This is a genomic window from Amycolatopsis sp. BJA-103, assembly GCF_002849735.1.
Taxonomy (GTDB): domain Bacteria; phylum Actinomycetota; class Actinomycetes; order Mycobacteriales; family Pseudonocardiaceae; genus Amycolatopsis.
Genome location: NZ_CP017780.1, coordinates 7,753,386 through 7,768,881 on the forward strand (window position 1 = coordinate 7,753,386; position 15,496 = coordinate 7,768,881).

Annotated in this window: 13 protein-coding genes and 1 tRNA gene; 6 read left to right on the forward strand and 8 right to left on the reverse strand. The window is 67.9% G+C overall.

The window, feature by feature from the left end; translation table 11 throughout:
• Window positions 1–2 precede the first annotated feature (2 nt).
• From BKN51_RS34730 to BKN51_RS34750, 5 genes are all read right to left on the reverse strand, one after another.
• Complete coding sequence (locus BKN51_RS34730; RefSeq protein ID WP_101611619.1) at window positions 3–1,466, reverse strand: peptidoglycan D,D-transpeptidase FtsI family protein; 1,464 nt, start codon at window positions 1,464–1,466, stop codon at window positions 3–5.
• Complete coding sequence (locus BKN51_RS34735; protein ID WP_101611620.1) at window positions 1,463–2,941, reverse strand: FtsW/RodA/SpoVE family cell cycle protein; 1,479 nt, start codon at window positions 2,939–2,941, stop codon at window positions 1,463–1,465. Before BKN51_RS34735 ends, BKN51_RS34730 begins: the two co-directional genes overlap by 4 nt.
• The gene (locus tag BKN51_RS34740) at window positions 2,941–4,338 is read right to left on the reverse strand and encodes a PP2C family protein-serine/threonine phosphatase (RefSeq protein WP_101611621.1); all 1,398 of its coding nucleotides are present in this window, start codon (window positions 4,336–4,338) and stop codon (window positions 2,941–2,943) included. The genes BKN51_RS34735 and BKN51_RS34740 overlap by 1 nt, the downstream gene beginning before the upstream one ends.
• Window positions 4,335–4,802, reverse strand: a complete 468-nt coding sequence (locus BKN51_RS34745) for an FHA domain-containing protein FhaB/FipA (RefSeq protein WP_007030429.1) — start codon at window positions 4,800–4,802, stop codon at window positions 4,335–4,337. The genes BKN51_RS34740 and BKN51_RS34745 overlap by 4 nt, the downstream gene beginning before the upstream one ends.
• Before the next feature lie 159 nt (window positions 4,803–4,961).
• Complete coding sequence (locus BKN51_RS34750; RefSeq protein ID WP_101611622.1) at window positions 4,962–6,233, reverse strand: DUF3662 and FHA domain-containing protein; 1,272 nt, start codon at window positions 6,231–6,233, stop codon at window positions 4,962–4,964.
• Window positions 6,234–6,363: 130 nt separating this feature from the next.
• On the opposite strand from BKN51_RS34750, the gene BKN51_RS34755 reads away from it, so the two are divergent.
• A tRNA-Leu gene (locus BKN51_RS34755) sits at window positions 6,364–6,446 on the forward strand.
• A gap of 224 nt (window positions 6,447–6,670) precedes the next feature.
• Here the strand turns inward: BKN51_RS34755 and BKN51_RS34760 are convergent.
• Window positions 6,671–7,045 carry an FKBP-type peptidyl-prolyl cis-trans isomerase gene (locus BKN51_RS34760; protein ID WP_101611623.1) on the reverse strand — a complete coding sequence of 125 codons (375 nt, stop codon included), beginning with the start codon at window positions 7,043–7,045 and terminating at the stop codon, window positions 6,671–6,673.
• A 141-nt stretch (window positions 7,046–7,186) separates the two neighbouring features.
• Here BKN51_RS34760 and BKN51_RS34765 point away from each other — a divergent pair, with 141 nt between their 5' ends.
• From BKN51_RS34765 to BKN51_RS34785, 5 genes are all read left to right on the forward strand, one after another.
• Complete coding sequence (locus BKN51_RS34765; protein WP_174720487.1) at window positions 7,187–10,423, forward strand: penicillin acylase family protein; 3,237 nt, start codon at window positions 7,187–7,189, stop codon at window positions 10,421–10,423.
• A 25-nt stretch (window positions 10,424–10,448) separates the two neighbouring features.
• Complete coding sequence (locus BKN51_RS34770) at window positions 10,449–11,489, forward strand: trans-sulfuration enzyme family protein (RefSeq protein ID WP_101611624.1); 1,041 nt, start codon at window positions 10,449–10,451, stop codon at window positions 11,487–11,489.
• Window positions 11,490–11,507: 18 nt separating this feature from the next.
• Window positions 11,508–11,840 carry a hypothetical protein gene (locus tag BKN51_RS34775; protein ID WP_101611625.1) on the forward strand — a complete coding sequence of 111 codons (333 nt, stop codon included), beginning with the start codon at window positions 11,508–11,510 and terminating at the stop codon, window positions 11,838–11,840.
• 429 nt (window positions 11,841–12,269) lie between these two features.
• Entirely contained in the window at window positions 12,270–12,959 is a 690-nt protein-coding gene (locus tag BKN51_RS34780) for a hypothetical protein (protein ID WP_101611626.1), read from the forward strand.
• A gap of 3 nt (window positions 12,960–12,962) precedes the next feature.
• Window positions 12,963–13,565, forward strand: a complete 603-nt coding sequence (locus tag BKN51_RS34785) for a class F sortase (protein WP_101611627.1) — start codon at window positions 12,963–12,965, stop codon at window positions 13,563–13,565.
• An 85-nt stretch (window positions 13,566–13,650) separates the two neighbouring features.
• Here the strand turns inward: BKN51_RS34785 and BKN51_RS34790 are convergent, their stop codons facing one another.
• Together BKN51_RS34790 and BKN51_RS34795 are read right to left on the reverse strand one after the other, a co-directional pair.
• Window positions 13,651–14,697 (reverse strand): patatin-like phospholipase family protein, encoded by a 1,047-nt coding sequence (locus BKN51_RS34790; RefSeq protein WP_101611628.1) that lies wholly within the window; start codon window positions 14,695–14,697, stop codon window positions 13,651–13,653.
• Between the two features lie 54 nt (window positions 14,698–14,751).
• Window positions 14,752–15,495: a FadR/GntR family transcriptional regulator gene (locus tag BKN51_RS34795; protein WP_101611629.1), complete on the reverse strand. Its 744-nt coding sequence runs from the start codon at window positions 15,493–15,495 to the stop codon at window positions 14,752–14,754.
• Between the last annotated feature and the right edge of the window lies 1 nt (window position 15,496).

The following is a 15,496-nucleotide window of genomic DNA, read 5'->3' on the forward strand; positions in this document are numbered from 1 at the left end:
CGCTATCCACCCCCGAGCATCGCGTTGACGGCGGCGCGGCCGATCTCCGCGGCCACGGTGCCACCGGTCGCTTCGAGCCCGCGGTTACCGCCGGACTCGACGATCACCGAGACGGCGATCTTCGGGTCCATCGCCGGCGCGAACCCGGTGTACCAGGCGTGCGGCGGGGTGGCCTTCGGGTCGTTGCCGTGTTCGGCGGTGCCGGTCTTGGAGGCGATCTGGATGTCGCCGCGTTTGCCGGCGCCCTTCGTGTTCTCCTCCGACGCCAGCATCATGTCGCGCAGGATCGCGGCGTTCGCGCTGGACATCGCGGCGTCGCCGGTCAGTTCGGTCGGCGTGTAGTCCTCGATGGTCGACAGGTTCGGCGCCAGCAGCGACTGCACGAGCTGCGGCTTCATCGCCATCCCGTTGTTCGCGATGGTCGCCGAAAGCAGCGCGTCCTGGATCGGCGTCAGGCGCACGTCGCGCTGCCCGATGGCGCTCTGGAACAGAGCGGCCTTCGAGTCGAGCGGGCCGAGGGTGGAACCGGCGACCCGCATCGGCACGGTCAGGTCCTCGCCCACACCGAAGTTCTTCGCCGTCGCGTTCAGCTTCTCCTTGCCGAGTTCGCCCGCGAGTTCGGCGAAGGGCACGTTGCACGAGTACCGCAGCGCTTCCTTCAGCGTGCTGCCTTTGCAGGGCGCACCGCCGTAGTTCTCCAGCGTCGTCTGCGTGCCGGGGAGCTTGACGTTGGGCGCGGTGTTGACCGGTGTGTCCGCCGTCTTGCCGTTTTCGAGCGCGGCCGCGGTCACCATCAGCTTGGCCGTCGAACCCGGCGGGTAGGTCTCCGAGATCGCGCGGTTGAGCATCGGCTTCTTCGGATCGTCGCGCCACTCGCCCCACGCCGCGATCTGCTCCTTGCCGACGTGCGAGGCGAGCTTGTTCGGGTCGTACGACGGCGTCGAGACCATGGCCAGGATGCGCCCGGTCTTGGGCTCCAGCGCGACCACCGAGCCGGTGTAGCCCTTCTGCGTCATCAGGTCGTACGCGGCCTTCTGCACGGCGGGGTTGATCGTCAGCTTCACGTTCCCGCCGCGCGGGTCGCGGCCGGTGACCATGTCCGACAGGCGCCGGACGAACAGCCGCGGGTCGGAACCGTTGAGGACGTCGTCTTCGGACCGCTCCAGTCCGCCCGAGCCGTAGTTGATCGAGTAGTAGCCGGTGACCGGCGCGTACATCGGGCCGTCGGCGTAGGCCCGGATGAACTTGTACTTGTCGTTCGACGGGTCGACCTTCGCGAGCGCGGAACCGTCGGGGGTGACGATCAGGCCGCGCTGGCGGGAGTACTCCTCGTAGAGCACGCGCAGGTTGCGCGAGTCCGTGCGGTAGTCGTCGGCCTTGACCACCTGGATGTAGGTGGCGTTGGCCAGCAGGAGCACCACCATGACGAGCATGGCGACGCCGACCTTGCGGAGCGGGGTGTTCACGAAGCGCTCCCCTCACCGTTCGCGGGCGGCCGCTGGACCATCACCGTGTGCGCTTCCGCGAGCGGCGCTTGCGGCTGTTGCGGCTTCGGCCGCGCGGCGGGTTTGCGGGCGGCGTCGGAGATTCGGAGCAGGAGGGCCACCAGGATGTAGTTCGCGAGCAGTGAAGAACCACCGCGGGAGAGGAACGGGGCGGTGATCCCGGTGTTCGGGATCAGGTTCGTGACGCCGCCGACGACCACGAAGATCTGCATGACCAGGGCGAACGACAGGCCGCCGCCGAGGAGTTTTCCGAAGGTGTCGCGGACCGCGAGGGCGCTGCGCATCCCGCGCATCGCCAGGATCAGGTACAGCATCAGCATCGCGGCGAGGCCGATGAAACCGAGTTCCTCGCCGATCGCGGTGGTGATGAAGTCCGTTTTGGCCTCGGGGACCATGTCCGGCCGTCCGGCGCCGAGGCCGGTCCCGCCGACACCGCCTGTCCCGAGTCCGAACAGGCCCTGCGCGACCTGGTAGCCGCCACCCGCGTCGTCGTAGGTGGCGAGCGGGTCGATCCAGTTCCGCACCCGCTGCTGGACGTGCGTGAACAGGTTGTAGGCGATGATCGCGCCGACGGCGAAGAAGCCGACGCCCAGCACCACCCAGATGACCCGTTCGGTCGCGACGTACAACATCACCAGCGTGACGCCGAAGAACAGCAGCGACGTCCCGAGGTCCTTCTCGAACACCAGCACGCCGAGGCAGGCGGCCGCCGCGATCAGGATCGGGCCGAGGTCACGGGCGCGCGGCAGTTCGACGCCGACGATCTTCTTGCCCGCGACCATGAACAGGTCCCGTTTCGTCACCAGGAACGAGGCGAAGAAGATCATCAACAGGATCTTCGCGAACTCGCCGGGCTGGATCGAGAAGAACGGAAGCTTGATCCAGACCTTCGCGCCGTTGACCTCGGAAAGGGTCGACGGCAGCACCGCGGGCAGCGCGAGCGCCACGATGCCGACCAGACCGCAGATGTAGCCGTAGCGGGTCAGCGTGCGGTGGTCGCTGATCACCACCAGCACCACCACGAACAGCACCAGCGAGATCGCGGTGAACAACACCTGCTTGGAGACGTCCGGGGTGTATTCCTTGCCCTGCTGGATGGCGCGTTCCGCCAATGCCAGGTCGATCCGGTGGATCATCACCAGGCCGAGCCCGTTCAGCAGCGCGACGCACGGCAGGATCACCGGGTCCGCGTACGGCGCCCAGCGGCGGACCGCCAGATGCGCCGCCGTCAGCACCGCGAGGTAGGACAGCCCCAGCCAGATGATCGAGCTGGTGAGCTCCTGCTCCTGGTTCGCTTCCACCAGCACGAGCGCGATGGTGACGATGAACGTCGCGAAAGCCAGGAGAACGAGCTCGGTCCCGCGCCGGGTGGGCAGCTCGCGCGGAGGGTTCGTGGCGAACTGGGCCGAAGCCGGATCGGCGAGCGGCGTGCTCATCAGTTACCGCCCCCTGGTGCTGCCGTGGCCGGCGTCGAGCAGTCCCTCCCCGCTGGCTGGTTCGCCGAGTTCGGCGAGGCGGGGGTAGAAGGGGGTGCCGCCGAGGACGACGCCGGAGGCGGCGACGACGCGGGAGGCGACGTGGAAGTCGAGCTGGTGTTCGGTTTGCAGTCGGCCAGCTGCTTGTGCGGCCGCAGGAAGTCGTCGATGTACTTGCGGGCGTCGTCGAGGTTGTCCTTCTTGACGCCGTTCTTCACCGCGATGCGCGCGTCCTCCTGGAGCGCGGGCACCAGCAGCTTGTCGGTGCACAGCCCGCCCGGCGGGCACGAGCCCTGCTCGTAGGAGTGCAGGTCGATGCCGAGGATGCTGCCGGGGACGCCGCGGTAGATCACGACCTCCTCGCCGGGACCTTCGCCGACGTAGTACTGGCTCAGCACGAAATACCGCGTGGCGATCGCCGCCGCGGCCAGCACGATCAGGACGACCACTGCTCCCGCCAGCCAGCGAAATCGCCTCCGGCGCTTGACCTTCGGGTCCTCCTCCGGTGGCTGGACCTCGGGACGCGGCTGCGGCGCGGGCTGGGTCAGCGCCCTCGCCCTGGCGGCGGGGGAGTCGCCCTGGTGGAACTCGTCACTGCCGTCACCGGCGGCGCCGCCCACTATGGGCGCGTCCTCGCCGAAGTCGACGTCGACGACGTCGGCGATGATCACCGTGACGTTGTCCGTGCCGCCGCCCTTGAGCGCCAGCTCGATCATCCGGTCCGCACAGGCCTGCGGATCCGGGATCTGGATCGCCTCGGCGAGCGTTTCGTCACTGACCATGCCGGACAGGCCGTCCGAGCAGATCAGGTAGCGATCGTGGGCGCGGGCTTCGCGCACCGTCAGGCTCGGCTCGACCTCGTGACCGGTGAGCGCCTTCAGCAGCAGCGACCGCTGCGGGTGCACCGCGGCCTCTTCCGGCGTGATCCGGCCCTGTTCGAGAAGTTCGTTGACGAAGCTGTCGTCCCGCGTGATCTGCGAGAACTGCCCGCCGCGCATCAGATACGCCCGCGAGTCGCCGACGTGCACGACACCCATCCGCGAACCGGCGAACAGCACGGCGGTCAGGGTGGTGCCCATCCCGTCGAGGTCCGGGTCCTGCTGGACGAGTTCGGCGATGGCGGCGTTGCCGTTCTGGACGGCCTCGCGCAGCTGGGCGAGGAGATCGTCGCTCGGGTCATCGTCGTCGAGCGGGGCGAGCGAGGCGATGACGACCTTGCTGGCCACTTCACCGGCGGCGTGACCACCCATGCCGTCGGCGAGGGCGAGCAGGCGGGGTCCGGCGTACACGGAGTCCTGGTTGCTGGAACGCACCAGGCCCCGGTCGCTGCGAGCCGCGTAGCGGAGGACGAGAGTCATGGGCGAAGCTCGATCACCGTTTTGCCGATCCGGATGGGGACTCCGAGCGGGACCCGGAGGGGTGCCGTGACCTTAGCCCGGTCGAGGTACGTCCCGTTCGTCGAGCCCAGATCTTCCACGTACCAATCCTCCCCGCGCAGGGCGATCCGGGCATGCCGGGTCGACGCGTAGTCGTCGTCCAGCACCAGGGTCGAGTCGTCGGCGCGGCCGATCAGGATCGGCCTGCCGTCCAAGGCGATCCGGGTGCCTGCCAGCGCGCCATGGGTCACGAGCAGCTGCTGCGGCGACTTCCCGCCGCGCGGCTTCTTGTTTTCCTTCTTCTTGCGTCCGAACGTCGGGACGGCGACTCGCAGCCCGGAGGCCGCGTACAGATCCGAACGGACGACACGCAACGCGGCGAACACGAAGAGCCAGAGCAGCACGAGAAAGCCCACTCTGGTGAGTTGAACGACCAGCTCTGGCACTTGTTGTGTCCGCTCCCGTTTCTCCTGTACGCCGCGGAGAGCCCGTGCCGTCCGGGATGGTCGGCTCCGAACAGCCTTGCTCTCCGCTACGACCCGCGGTGCCGATCCACCACAGGTCCCGCACCGCAATTCTGCGGTACCCCCTTCGGACGCCGCCGATCAGCCCTGCGTACGGAACACGAGAGACGAGTGGCCCACGCGGATCACGTCGCCGTCGGCGAGCTGCCACGTCTGCACCGGGGTGCCGTTGACGGTGGTCCCGTTCGTCGAACCGATGTCCGCGAGCGTCGCGCTCTGGCCGTCCCAGGTGATCTCCAGATGACGACGCGAGACACCCGTGTCCGGCAGCCGGAAATCGGCGTCCTGGCCACGGCCCACGACGTTCCCGCCCTGCTTCAGCGAGTACGAGCGGTTCGAACCGTCGTCCAGCTGGAGGCTCGCGGCGAGCTGACGGCCCGCCGCCGGCTGGCCGCCGTAGCCGCCACCCTGCGCGTACGGGTCCGCGGCGGGCTGGCCGTACTGCTGCTGGCCACCGCCGTACTGGTCGTACCCGGGCTGTTGCTGCTGCTGGCCGCCGTACTGGTCATAGCCGGGCTGCTGGGCGGCGCCGCCGTAACCCTGGTCGTACCCGGGCTGTTGCTGCTGCTGGCCGCCGTACTGGTCGTACCCGGGCTGCTGGGCGGCGCCGCCGTAACCCTGGTCGTACCCGGGCTGTTGCTGCTGGCCGCCGTACTGGTCATAGCCGGGCTGCTGAGCGCCGCCATAGCCCTGGTCGTACCCGGGCTGTTGCTGCTGCTGGCCGCCGTACTGGTCGTAACCGGGCTGCTGGGCGCCGCCGTAACCCTGGTCGTAGCCGCCCTGCTGCTGGCCGCCATAACCCTGGTCGTACCCGGGCTGCTGCTGGCCAGCCTGCTGTCCGTAGCCGTACTGGCCCTGCTGCTGGCCGTACGGGTCACCCTGGTCGTATTGGCCGTAGCCGGGGGGCTGGCTCATTGCTGGGTCTCCTGCGTTGCTGGGTCGTGCCGACCGTGACGAACCTTCGGCGCCAGGTGGTTTGACGTCGGGATCGACGGACGAACGGGTCTTGAACTGTCCAGTATGCAGCGCCTCGTTGCGCTCGAGCGAAACTACGACGTCACCATAGGTGTCCCAACCGTGCTCGGCGAGGTGTTCCTTGACCGCCCCCGCCAACACCGACGTGACCCGTCGCTCGTCTCCGGCCATGCGCTCGTGATCAGCCTGCCCCAACGACACGATGTAGTGATTGGGGGCGAGCTGTCGACCACCGGCCAGCTCACGAACGTTCTCCTCGCTCTCGCGCTCAAGCGCCACCGCCACTTCCTGCGTGACGACGTTGCCACCGAACATGCGCGCGAAGGTATTGCCCACAAGGTTCTCGAGCCGCCTATCGAAGCGCTCTACGCGGCCCACCGGGCAACCTCCTCACACGTCTGCTTTCCCCGTCGATCCTATCCGGGTACGGCCAGTCGGACACGGCCCCCGGTGAAACCCGTGAAATCAGCCTGCTACGCTTTGCGAGCTGTCAGAGAACGAAGCACTCGGGCGAGTGGCGGAATGGCAGACGCGCACGGTTCAGGTCCGTGTGTCCGAAAGGACGTGAGGGTTCAACTCCCTCCTCGCCCACTCTTGTTCAGAGGCCCCGTCGCTAGCGCGACGGGGCCTCTTTCGCGTTGGTCGTCGCTCGTCGACTCCCGGGGGGCCGAGCCCCCCGGACCCCCACGGTGCGTGAGGGTGCGGTTGGCGAGTGGGTGGGGCTGAAGGGGACTTTCCCCTCATGTCACGCGACGAAGGGAGCCTTTGCCCCATTGGATGAGGCGAAGGCTCCCTTCGTGCAGTGTTCGTGTGGGTCAGTTCACGCCGATGAGGTCTACGACGAAGATCAGGGTTTCGTTCGGCTTGATGACGCCGCCGGCGCCGCGTTCGCCGTAGGCCAGATGCGGCGGGATGACCAGCTGGCGACGGCCGCCGACCTTCATGCCCGCGACGCCCTGGTCCCAGCCGGGGATGACCTGGCCACGGCCGAGACCGAAGCGAAGCGGCTCGCCGCGGTCCCATGAGGCGTCGAACTGGTCGCCGGTCGAATGCGAGACACCGACGTAGTGCACCGAAACGGTGTCGCCGGTCTTCGCTTCCTGGCCGTCGCCGACAGAGATGTCGGTCTTCTCCAGGTCGGAGGGCGCGGGCCCCTCGGGGCGGTCGATCTGGGGCTTCTCCAAAGACATGCCCCCAACCTACATATGCAGGTCCGGGGTTCGCAGGACGAGTGTTCCGCCGAACGGTGGCAAGAACGCGAATAGTCTTCACAAATTTGGATACCCGTGGGTAGTGTGCGCCTCGTCACTCTCCGACGACGGAGGTCTTTCATGCGACGAGGCATACGGGTCTTGACGACGCTGGCGGGGCTCACCCTCGTGGCGGGAACCGTCCCGGCCCTGCAGGCGAACGCGGCGGAACCCCAGGCGAACTCCGTGGTGGCGGCCGCACTCGACGACTACTGCGGCGGCCAGTGTTCCGACATCCTGCCGCCCGGCACCAAGGGGAACGCCACCCTCGCCGAGATCCTGGCGCACAAGGCGCTCGGCACCCGGCCCGCGCATTCCGCCGACCAGCTCGGCAGGTACGCCTCGCTCGCCGACGGCTACAAGACGCTGACCACCGACAAGATCAACCAGTTCTTCAACGACGCCTCGTTCGGCGTCCAGTCCGGGCAGGTCGAGAGCACGATCAAACCGCGTGCGGACGTGACGATCACCCGGGACAAGGCGACCGGTGTTCCCCGGATCGTCGGCACGACGCGGCCGGGAACGATGTACGGCGCCGGGTACGCCGCGGGGCAGGATCGCCTGTGGCTGATGGACATCATGCGCCGCGTCGGACGCGGCCAGCTGACTTCGTACGCCGGTGGCGCGCAGGGCAACCGTGAGCTCGAGCAGAGCTTCTTCGCCTCGGCGCCCTACACCGAGCAGGAACTGCAGAAGCAGATCGACGACGCCGCGGCCAGCGGTCCGCGCGGCGCGCAGGGCAAGGCCGACGCCGAGGCCTACGTCCAGGGTGTCAACAAGTACATCTCCGATTCGCACAGCGGCCGCTACTTCCCCGGCGAGTACGTCCTCACCGGGCACGTCGACGCGATCACCAACGCCGGGACCATCGAGCCGTTCAAGCTGACCGACCTCGTCGTGCTCGCCGCGGTGGTCGGCGCGCAGTTCGGCGCAGGCGGTGGCGGTGAGGTGCAGAACGCCATCGCGAAGATGGCGATGCAGGAGAAGTACGGTCTCGAACAGGGCGACAAGGTCTGGAAGAGCCTCCGGTCCGAGGACGATCCCGAGACCGTCAAGACCCTCCACAATGGACAGAATTTCGACTACGGCAAGGCGCCGGCCACTCCGCAGGGCGCCGCGATACCCGACAAGGGTTCGGTCTCCGGTCAGCAGCTCGTCTTCGATCCGACCGGTTCCGCCGGGACGGCGACGCCCGCCAAGGTGGACGTTCCCGCGCCCGACGACCAGAAGGCCGTCCGCGGCATCTTCGACAACGGGGTCCTGCCCGGCAACCTTCTCTCCGAGAAGCACGGCATGTCCAACGCGCTGGTCGTCTCCGGTGCCAAGACCGCGAGCGGTCACCCGGTCGCCGTCTTCGGCCCGCAGGCCGGGTACTTCGCGCCGCAACTGCTGATGTTGCAGGAACTCCAGGGTCCGGGCATCAGCGCCCGGGGCGCCTCGTTCGCGGGCATCAGCATGTACGTGCTGCTCGGCCGCGGCAAGGACTACTCGTGGAGCGCGACTTCGGCGTCGCAGGACATCACCGACACCTACGCCGTCGAGCTGTGCGAGCAGAACGGTTCCGCGCCGACGAAGAACTCCGGCTTCTACCGGTTCCGCGGTCAGTGCCTGCCGTTCGAGATCGTCGAGCGCAAGAACGCCTGGAAGCCCACCATCGCCGACGGGACGGCCGCGGGTTCGTACACCCTGCGGAGTTTCCGCACGAAATACGGACCGGTGACGAGCCGGGCGCTCGTGGGCGGCAAGCCGGTCGCGTACGCGTCGCTGCGGTCGACCTTCCAGCACGAGATCGACACGATCATCGGCTTCCAGAAGTTCAACGACCCGGACGCGATCAAGTCCGCGCAGGACTTCCAGGCCGCGGCGGCCGACGTGAACCAGACCTACAACTGGTTCTACGCCGACTCCCGCGACATCGCGTACTTCAACTCGGGCTCGAACCCGGTTCGCAATCCGAACGTCGACCCGGCGATGCCGGTCAAGGCCGACGCCGGATTCGACTGGCAGGGCTGGAATCCCGACGGCAACCTCGCGAACTACACGCCGTCTTCGCAGCATCCCCAGTCGATCAACCAGGACTACTACATCAGCTGGAACAACGCGCAGACCAACGGCTACGCGGCCAGCGGCGCGGACAAGAGTTCCGTGCACCGCGGTGATCTGATCGACGCGCGGGTCAAGAAGATGGTCTCGAGCGGCACCAAGGTGACGCGGGTGAACCTCACGCAGGCCATGGAGGAGGCGGCGCTGGCCGACCTCCGCGCGGAGAAGGTGCTGCCGGAACTGCTCAAGGTGATCGACAAGGCGCCCGTGACCGGTCCGGCCGCGGACGCGGTGGCGAAGCTGAAGACCTGGCTCGCCGCGGGCGCCCTGCGCTCGGAGACCTCGCCCGGCAGCAAGGCCTACGCCAACGCCGACGCGATCCGCGTGATGGACGCCTGGTGGCCGCTCCTGGTCAACGCCCAGTTCAAACCCGGCATGGGCGACGCCGCCTACGCCGCCATGGTGGGCGTGCTGAAGATCAACGAGTCGCCGTCCGGCTGGCAGAACGAGGTGCCCGGCAAGCACGTCGGCCAGTCGCACGCGGGTTCGTCGTACCAGGCCGGCTGGTGGGGCTACGTGCACAAGGACATCCGCTCGGTCCTCGGGCAGAACGTGGCCGGTCCGCTACCCGTGAAGTACTGCGGTGGCGGCGATGTCAACGCCTGCCGTCAGATCCTGGTCGACTCGCTGACGCAGGCCGCCGCCCAGCCCGCCAACACCGTGTACCCCGGTGACGGCGACTGCGCCGCGGGTGACCAGTGGTGCGCCGACACGATCATCCACCGCGCGCTCGGCGGCATCACGCAGGACAAGATGAGCACCCAGAACCGGCCGACCTTCCAGCAGGTCGTCGAGTTCCCGGCGAAACGCGGCGACAACATCGCCAACCTCGCCACCGGCCGGTCGATCAGCGCGAGCAGCCACGAGACAGGCTGGTACAACTCGCCGCCGTCCAACGCGATCGACGGCAACCTCTCGACGCGCTGGGCGAGCGACTGGAGCGACAACCAGTCGATCACCGTCGACCTCAGCTCCGCGCAGCGGGTTTCCCGGGTGGTCCTGCACTGGGAATCCGCGTACGGGAAGGCGTACAAGGTGCAGGTCTCGTCCGACGGGACGAACTGGCGTGACGTCGCGTCCACAGTGGACGGAGACGGCGGGCAGGACAACGTCGCCTTCGAGGCCACGGACGGCCGTTATGTCCGGATGGCCGGGGTTCAGCGAGGCACGAAGTACGGCTACTCCCTCTACGAGTTCGAGGTGTACGCCCACTAGCGAGGGCACGGTTTACGGTGGCGGGGTGGACACGAACGACTGGTCACCCCGCACCCTCGCCGTCGCAGCCGGACGTCCGGAGGGCCCCGGCGAACCGCTGAACGTGCCGATCGTCGCGGCGAGCACCTTCGACGCCGGCGCCGACCGCGCGTATTCGCGGGAGAACGGCACCCCGACCTGGGAAGCCCTCGAAACCGCGATCGGCGCGCTCGAAGGCGGGCACGCCACCGCGTTCGCGTCGGGGATCGCGACGCTCAGCGCGGTGGTGGACACGTTGCGGGTCGGTGCGAAGGTCTGCGTCCCGACGTTCTCCTACGCAGGGTCCCGCGGACTCCTCGCGCACGCGCACCGGACCGGTCGCCTGGTGGTCACCGAGCTCGCGCCGGAAGACACGGACGCCTGGGTCGCGGCCGCGGACGCCGACCTGCTCTGGCTCGAATCCCCGACGAACCCGACGCTCGACGTCATCGACATCGAGACGATCGCCGCCGCCGCGAACGGGCTGGTCGCGGTGGACAACACGTTCGCCACCCCGCTCGGGCAGCGACCGCTCGAGCTCGGCGCCGACATCGTCGTGCACAGCGCGACGAAACTCATCGGCGGCCACAGCGATCTGCTGCTCGGGCTGACGATCGCGGCCGACGAAGGCGTCGCGAAGGACCTGCGAGACGCGCGTACGCGGATGGGTGCGACCCCGGGTGCGCTCGAAGCCTGGCTCGCTCTTCGCGGCCTGCGGACGCTGCCGGTCCGCCTCGCCGAGCAGACCCGCACGGCCGCGCTGCTGGCCGCGCGGCTGCTGGATCACCCCGCGATCACCCGGGTGCGGTATCCCGGTTCCGGCACGATGATCGCGTTCGAACTCCCGGACGCGGAGACCGCGGACAAGGTCATCGGTTCGCTGCGGCTGATCCGCGCCGCCACCAGCCTCGGCGGAGTGGAGAGCCTGGTCGAGCGGCGGGCGTGGCTGGCGGGCGACGCGCACGTGCCCGCCGGGCTCGTCCGGTTCAGCGTCGGACTCGAGGATCCCGAAGATCTCTGGACGGATCTGGCTTCGGCGCTCGGCTGACGCCCTAACCTGAAGCGCGTGGAGGAGACGAAAGCGCCCCGGCGGCTGGGGCAACTGATGTGGGGCCTGTTCTGGCTCCTGGTGCTCGGATTCCTCGCGATCGTCGCGACGGGCGTGCTGGCCGAACTCGCGGCGGCGCCCTGTCCGAGTGACGAGATCTGGGCCTGTGACGCCGAAAACCGGACGCTCGCCACCTTCATTCCCGGGATCGGGTTCGGCGTCGGGCTCCTGGCCGCGGTGGTGGGTGGCGGCCGGGCGGTGCGGAAGCGGACCTCGCCGAGGCCCTGGTTGTTCGTCGCGGGCCTCCTCGGTGCGGTGTCCCTCGCCGTGGCGCTGTTCCTGGTGTTCTAATCGTGACCTTCGTGTTGAGGGGTACCGATGTCCGCCCTTGGATGGTCGATACCTCACGGTCGAGTACTCCGAACGTGTGAACCGGCCGGTAACAAAACGCTGTGGAATCGCGGAAAGCGGTCGTTTCCCCAAGAAAACCGGTGGTTTTCCAGCGTCGGGCGGAAGAGGAAAAAATGCTTCCGGATGGCAACCGTTCCGGTCGTTCGGGTGTTAACATTCCTTCGTCGCCGCGAGGCTTTTCCCTCTGCTGAGCGACTTCCGGGCCCTTGTATCGAGCGGGGTCACTTCGTTGTTACCGGTTTTCACAGTGGTTTTTGTCACTGTCTATTCGCTACAGCTGACCTGCGATTTTCCGGCAGGATCGCGCTGTCACCCGAACGTGGGATTTTCCCCCGGGTGGCCGCATGGTGGGGGTCACCGTGCGTTGCGATGCTTTTCCACTGGGAGATCACTTTGAAGAAGACGTTGGGCCGCCTCGCGGGCGCGGTGCTGGCCGGCGCCGTCATCTCGCTGGCCGTGACGCCGGCCGCGATGGCGCAGGACGAAACGACGACCACGCCTCCCGCACCCTCGAGCGAGACGTCCACCCCGGCACCCGAGCCTTCGTGGACGGGCGGCAAGGTGACGACGGCTCCGCCCGAGTCGAGCACTCCGGCCTCGTCGTCGTCGCAGCAGCCGACCTCGAGCAGCAGCGGCAAGCCGACTTCCGGCAAGCCGTCGCCGACCTCCACCTCGGAGAAGCCGACCACCCCGCCGGAGGAGCCCTACGTCGACAACGTCGGCGCGGGCTACATCGGCGAGAACGGTGTCGGCGCCCTGGTCATCGCCTGCGCGTCGGGCGAGCCCGCCGCTGTTTCGGCGCCGGACTTCGACACCCTGTACAGCAACCAGGCCGAGGACGACGGCCGCTACTGGGTCTACATCGTGAAGGTGAAGAAGTCCTTCAAGGGCAACTCCAGCACCTTCACCTGGACCTGCGCGGGCAAGGCCGGCAAGGGTGACATCGAGTTCGAGTCGCCCATCGGCGGCGGCGCGGGCACCCCGGGCAAGCCGGAGAAGCAGGTCAAGTACGCCCCCAAGGGCGGCATCGAGACCGGTTTCGGCGCTACCGCGGCCTGATCGATGTCGACGAAGTTCCTGAGGCGGGGTGGCCGCGCGGTCGCGGCCACCCTGATCCTTTCCCTCGCACTGACCGGCTGCGGTTCCGACGAGCCCGCGCCCGCCGCACAGCAGGCGCCGGCGGAATCGACCGTCCCGGTCACGAAGCCGTTCAGCGGCACCAGGCCGACGAACGTGAAGATCCCCAAGATCGGCGCGGAGTCGAACCTGATCGCGGTCGCGGTCAACAAGGACGGCAAGATGGCCGTCCCTTCGGCCAAGAAGCCGATGCAGGCCGCCTGGTACCAGCTTTCGCCGGTGCCCGGCGACGTCGGCCCGGCGATCGTGCTCGGGCACGTCGACGGCAACAAACAGCCGGGCATCTTCTTCAAGCTCAAGGACGTCAACCCGGGTGACGAGATCCTCGTCGACCGCAGCGACGGCAAGAGCCTGAAGTTCGTGGTCGAGAAGAAGGACCAGGTGCCCAAGGACCAGTTCCCCGAGGACGCGGTCTACGGCAACACGGACAAGCCGCAGCTGCGGCTGATCACCTGTGGCGGTGTCTTCGACAAGGAAGAGCACAGCTACAAGGACAACATCATCGTCTACGCGAACCTGGTCGCCTGACCTTCGCCCGACGAGAGCGCCATGAAAGGCCCGTTACTTGCAAATTTTGCAAGTAACGGGCCTTTCATAGCGTCCGGGGGACCGCTCAGCCGACACCCGCGGCCGGGAACGGGAACCCCGCGGGAGCCGCGGCCTCCGGCTCGACCCACTTCCGCATCCCGGCGTCACAAGCCGCGTAACCCCAATTGATCAGCCGCTCCTGCAGCACTTCCGGCAGCTTCGTCAGCCGCGTCGGGGTTTCCGCCAGCTTGTGCGTGAGCCCGACCGGCGCGGCCAGCGAATCCGCCAGCTCGAAGTTCTCCAGATCGACGTAGGTTCCCCAGTACGTTCCCGCGAAATCCTTCTCCACATAGGACTTCAGCAACGCGCCCCGCCGCAGTTCGCGGACCTGGTTGTCGATCACGTCGAGGACGCGCAACAGCTGCCGCCCCCAATCGCTGGGGACCTTCTGCTTGACCTTCATCCGCTTGCCCGCGTCGCTGACCAGCACCGTCGCGCACTGCCCCTCGACGGGGTCCAGGCCGAGATTGTCGTAGACACCGGCGTCGCTCAGCACGATCTTCTTGCCCGCATCGGCCGAAAGCGGGTCGTGGATGACCACCGGCGAGAGCATCGGAGGGAACGCCGACGACGCGGCCACCGCGGTCGCGAGCGGGATGTTCCCGTGCGGCCCGTGCTGCCGGAAGAACCACCACAGCGCGCCGTCCTGGAGGTTCGTCGCGGTGAAGACGAACTGCGGGCCCGCCGGGTCCAGATCCTTGAGACAGCAGTCGCCGAACAGGTGTTTCGCGTACACCCGCGCGAGCTCCTCACCGGCGCTCCGCCACGGAATGGCCATGGCACGCAAAGTGACCGGGATGTCGAGACGCGTCCGAGCGAGGTTCCGGACCGGCGCGACGACCTCGTCGTAGAAGTTGTTCGCGGCGCCGTTCTCGAACTTCAGATCCGACCAAGCGTGCGCGAGCACCCCTGCCGCGATCGAGCCGCCGGAGACGCTGGAGAACGTCGAGATCTTCGACAGCCAGCCGAGTTCGTTGAGCCGCCACAGGGCTCCGGTGTGGAACAACATCGCGCGGTAACCACCGCCGGACAGCGCGAGACCGACTCCCTTACGGGCTGTTGAAGGCTCCATGGCATCCCCCACTTGAGCGAGTGTAGGAGTGAGTCGGCCCGGCGCGACAGAGTGTTACGAAAGAAGTGGCTGTAAGAGACGACGTTGTTCTTCGGGGACGTACTCGGCGTAATTGTCGTAGAGCGCTTGTTTCGCCAGCCGCGACGCGCGTTCGCCGTCCGAATCCCGGATCGCTTCGAGTACTTCTTCGTGATGCGCCAGCCAGTTGCGCATCAACGCTGTCCGGTCGTCGGCGTGCTCCAGTTTGTCCTCGATGAGTTCCAGCACGACCCCGCGGACGACCTCGCCGCTGATCACCAGCAGCGGATTCCCCGTCGCACGGGCGATGGCTTCGTGGAACGCGACGTCCGCGTGACCGAATTCGGCGAATCCCTTCGTGACGCCCGCGCGCATCGCCTCCAGCGCCGTGCCCAGTTCGGCGAGATGGTCTTCGGTCCTGAGCTGCGCGGCGAGCAGATGTGCGGAACCGTCGAGGATCATGCGGAACTGCAGGAGTTCGGACAGGCCGAGGTGGTCGGCCCGCGCCAGCCGGTGCATGGACCGGTGCAGAACGGCGGGGGAGGCGGCGAGAACTTCGGGACCGCGCGGATCGCCCGGCCGCGAGCGGATCATTTCCGCCGCTTGCAGCACCCGCAGCGCCTCGCGCACGGTCGAGCGGCCGACGTCGAACTGGACCATCAGTTCGCGTTCGCTCGGCAGCCGGTCGCCGGGTTTGATCCGGCCGCTGAACACGGCTTCCTCGATCTGTTCGACGACGCGCTGGTACGCGCGGACAGGGGCGACCGGCTCGAATTCCATC

Coding starts and splice junctions, on each gene's coding strand:
- BKN51_RS34735 (WP_101611620.1), bottom strand. CDS start 2,941: ATGAGCACGCCGCTCGCCGATCCGGCTTCGGCCCAGTTCGCCACGAAC.
- BKN51_RS34740 (WP_101611621.1), bottom strand. CDS start 4,338: ATGACTCTCGTCCTCCGCTACGCGGCTCGCAGCGACCGGGGCCTGGTG.
- BKN51_RS34760 (WP_101611623.1), bottom strand. CDS start 7,045: ATGTCTTTGGAGAAGCCCCAGATCGACCGCCCCGAGGGGCCCGCGCCC.
- BKN51_RS34765 (WP_174720487.1), top strand. CDS start 7,187: ATGCGACGAGGCATACGGGTCTTGACGACGCTGGCGGGGCTCACCCTC.
- BKN51_RS34780 (WP_101611626.1), top strand. CDS start 12,270: ATGCTTTTCCACTGGGAGATCACTTTGAAGAAGACGTTGGGCCGCCTC.
- BKN51_RS34785 (WP_101611627.1), top strand. CDS start 12,963: ATGTCGACGAAGTTCCTGAGGCGGGGTGGCCGCGCGGTCGCGGCCACC.
- BKN51_RS34790 (WP_101611628.1), bottom strand. CDS start 14,697: ATGGAGCCTTCAACAGCCCGTAAGGGAGTCGGTCTCGCGCTGTCCGGC.
- BKN51_RS34795 (WP_101611629.1), bottom strand. CDS start 15,495: ATGGAATTCGAGCCGGTCGCCCCTGTCCGCGCGTACCAGCGCGTCGTC.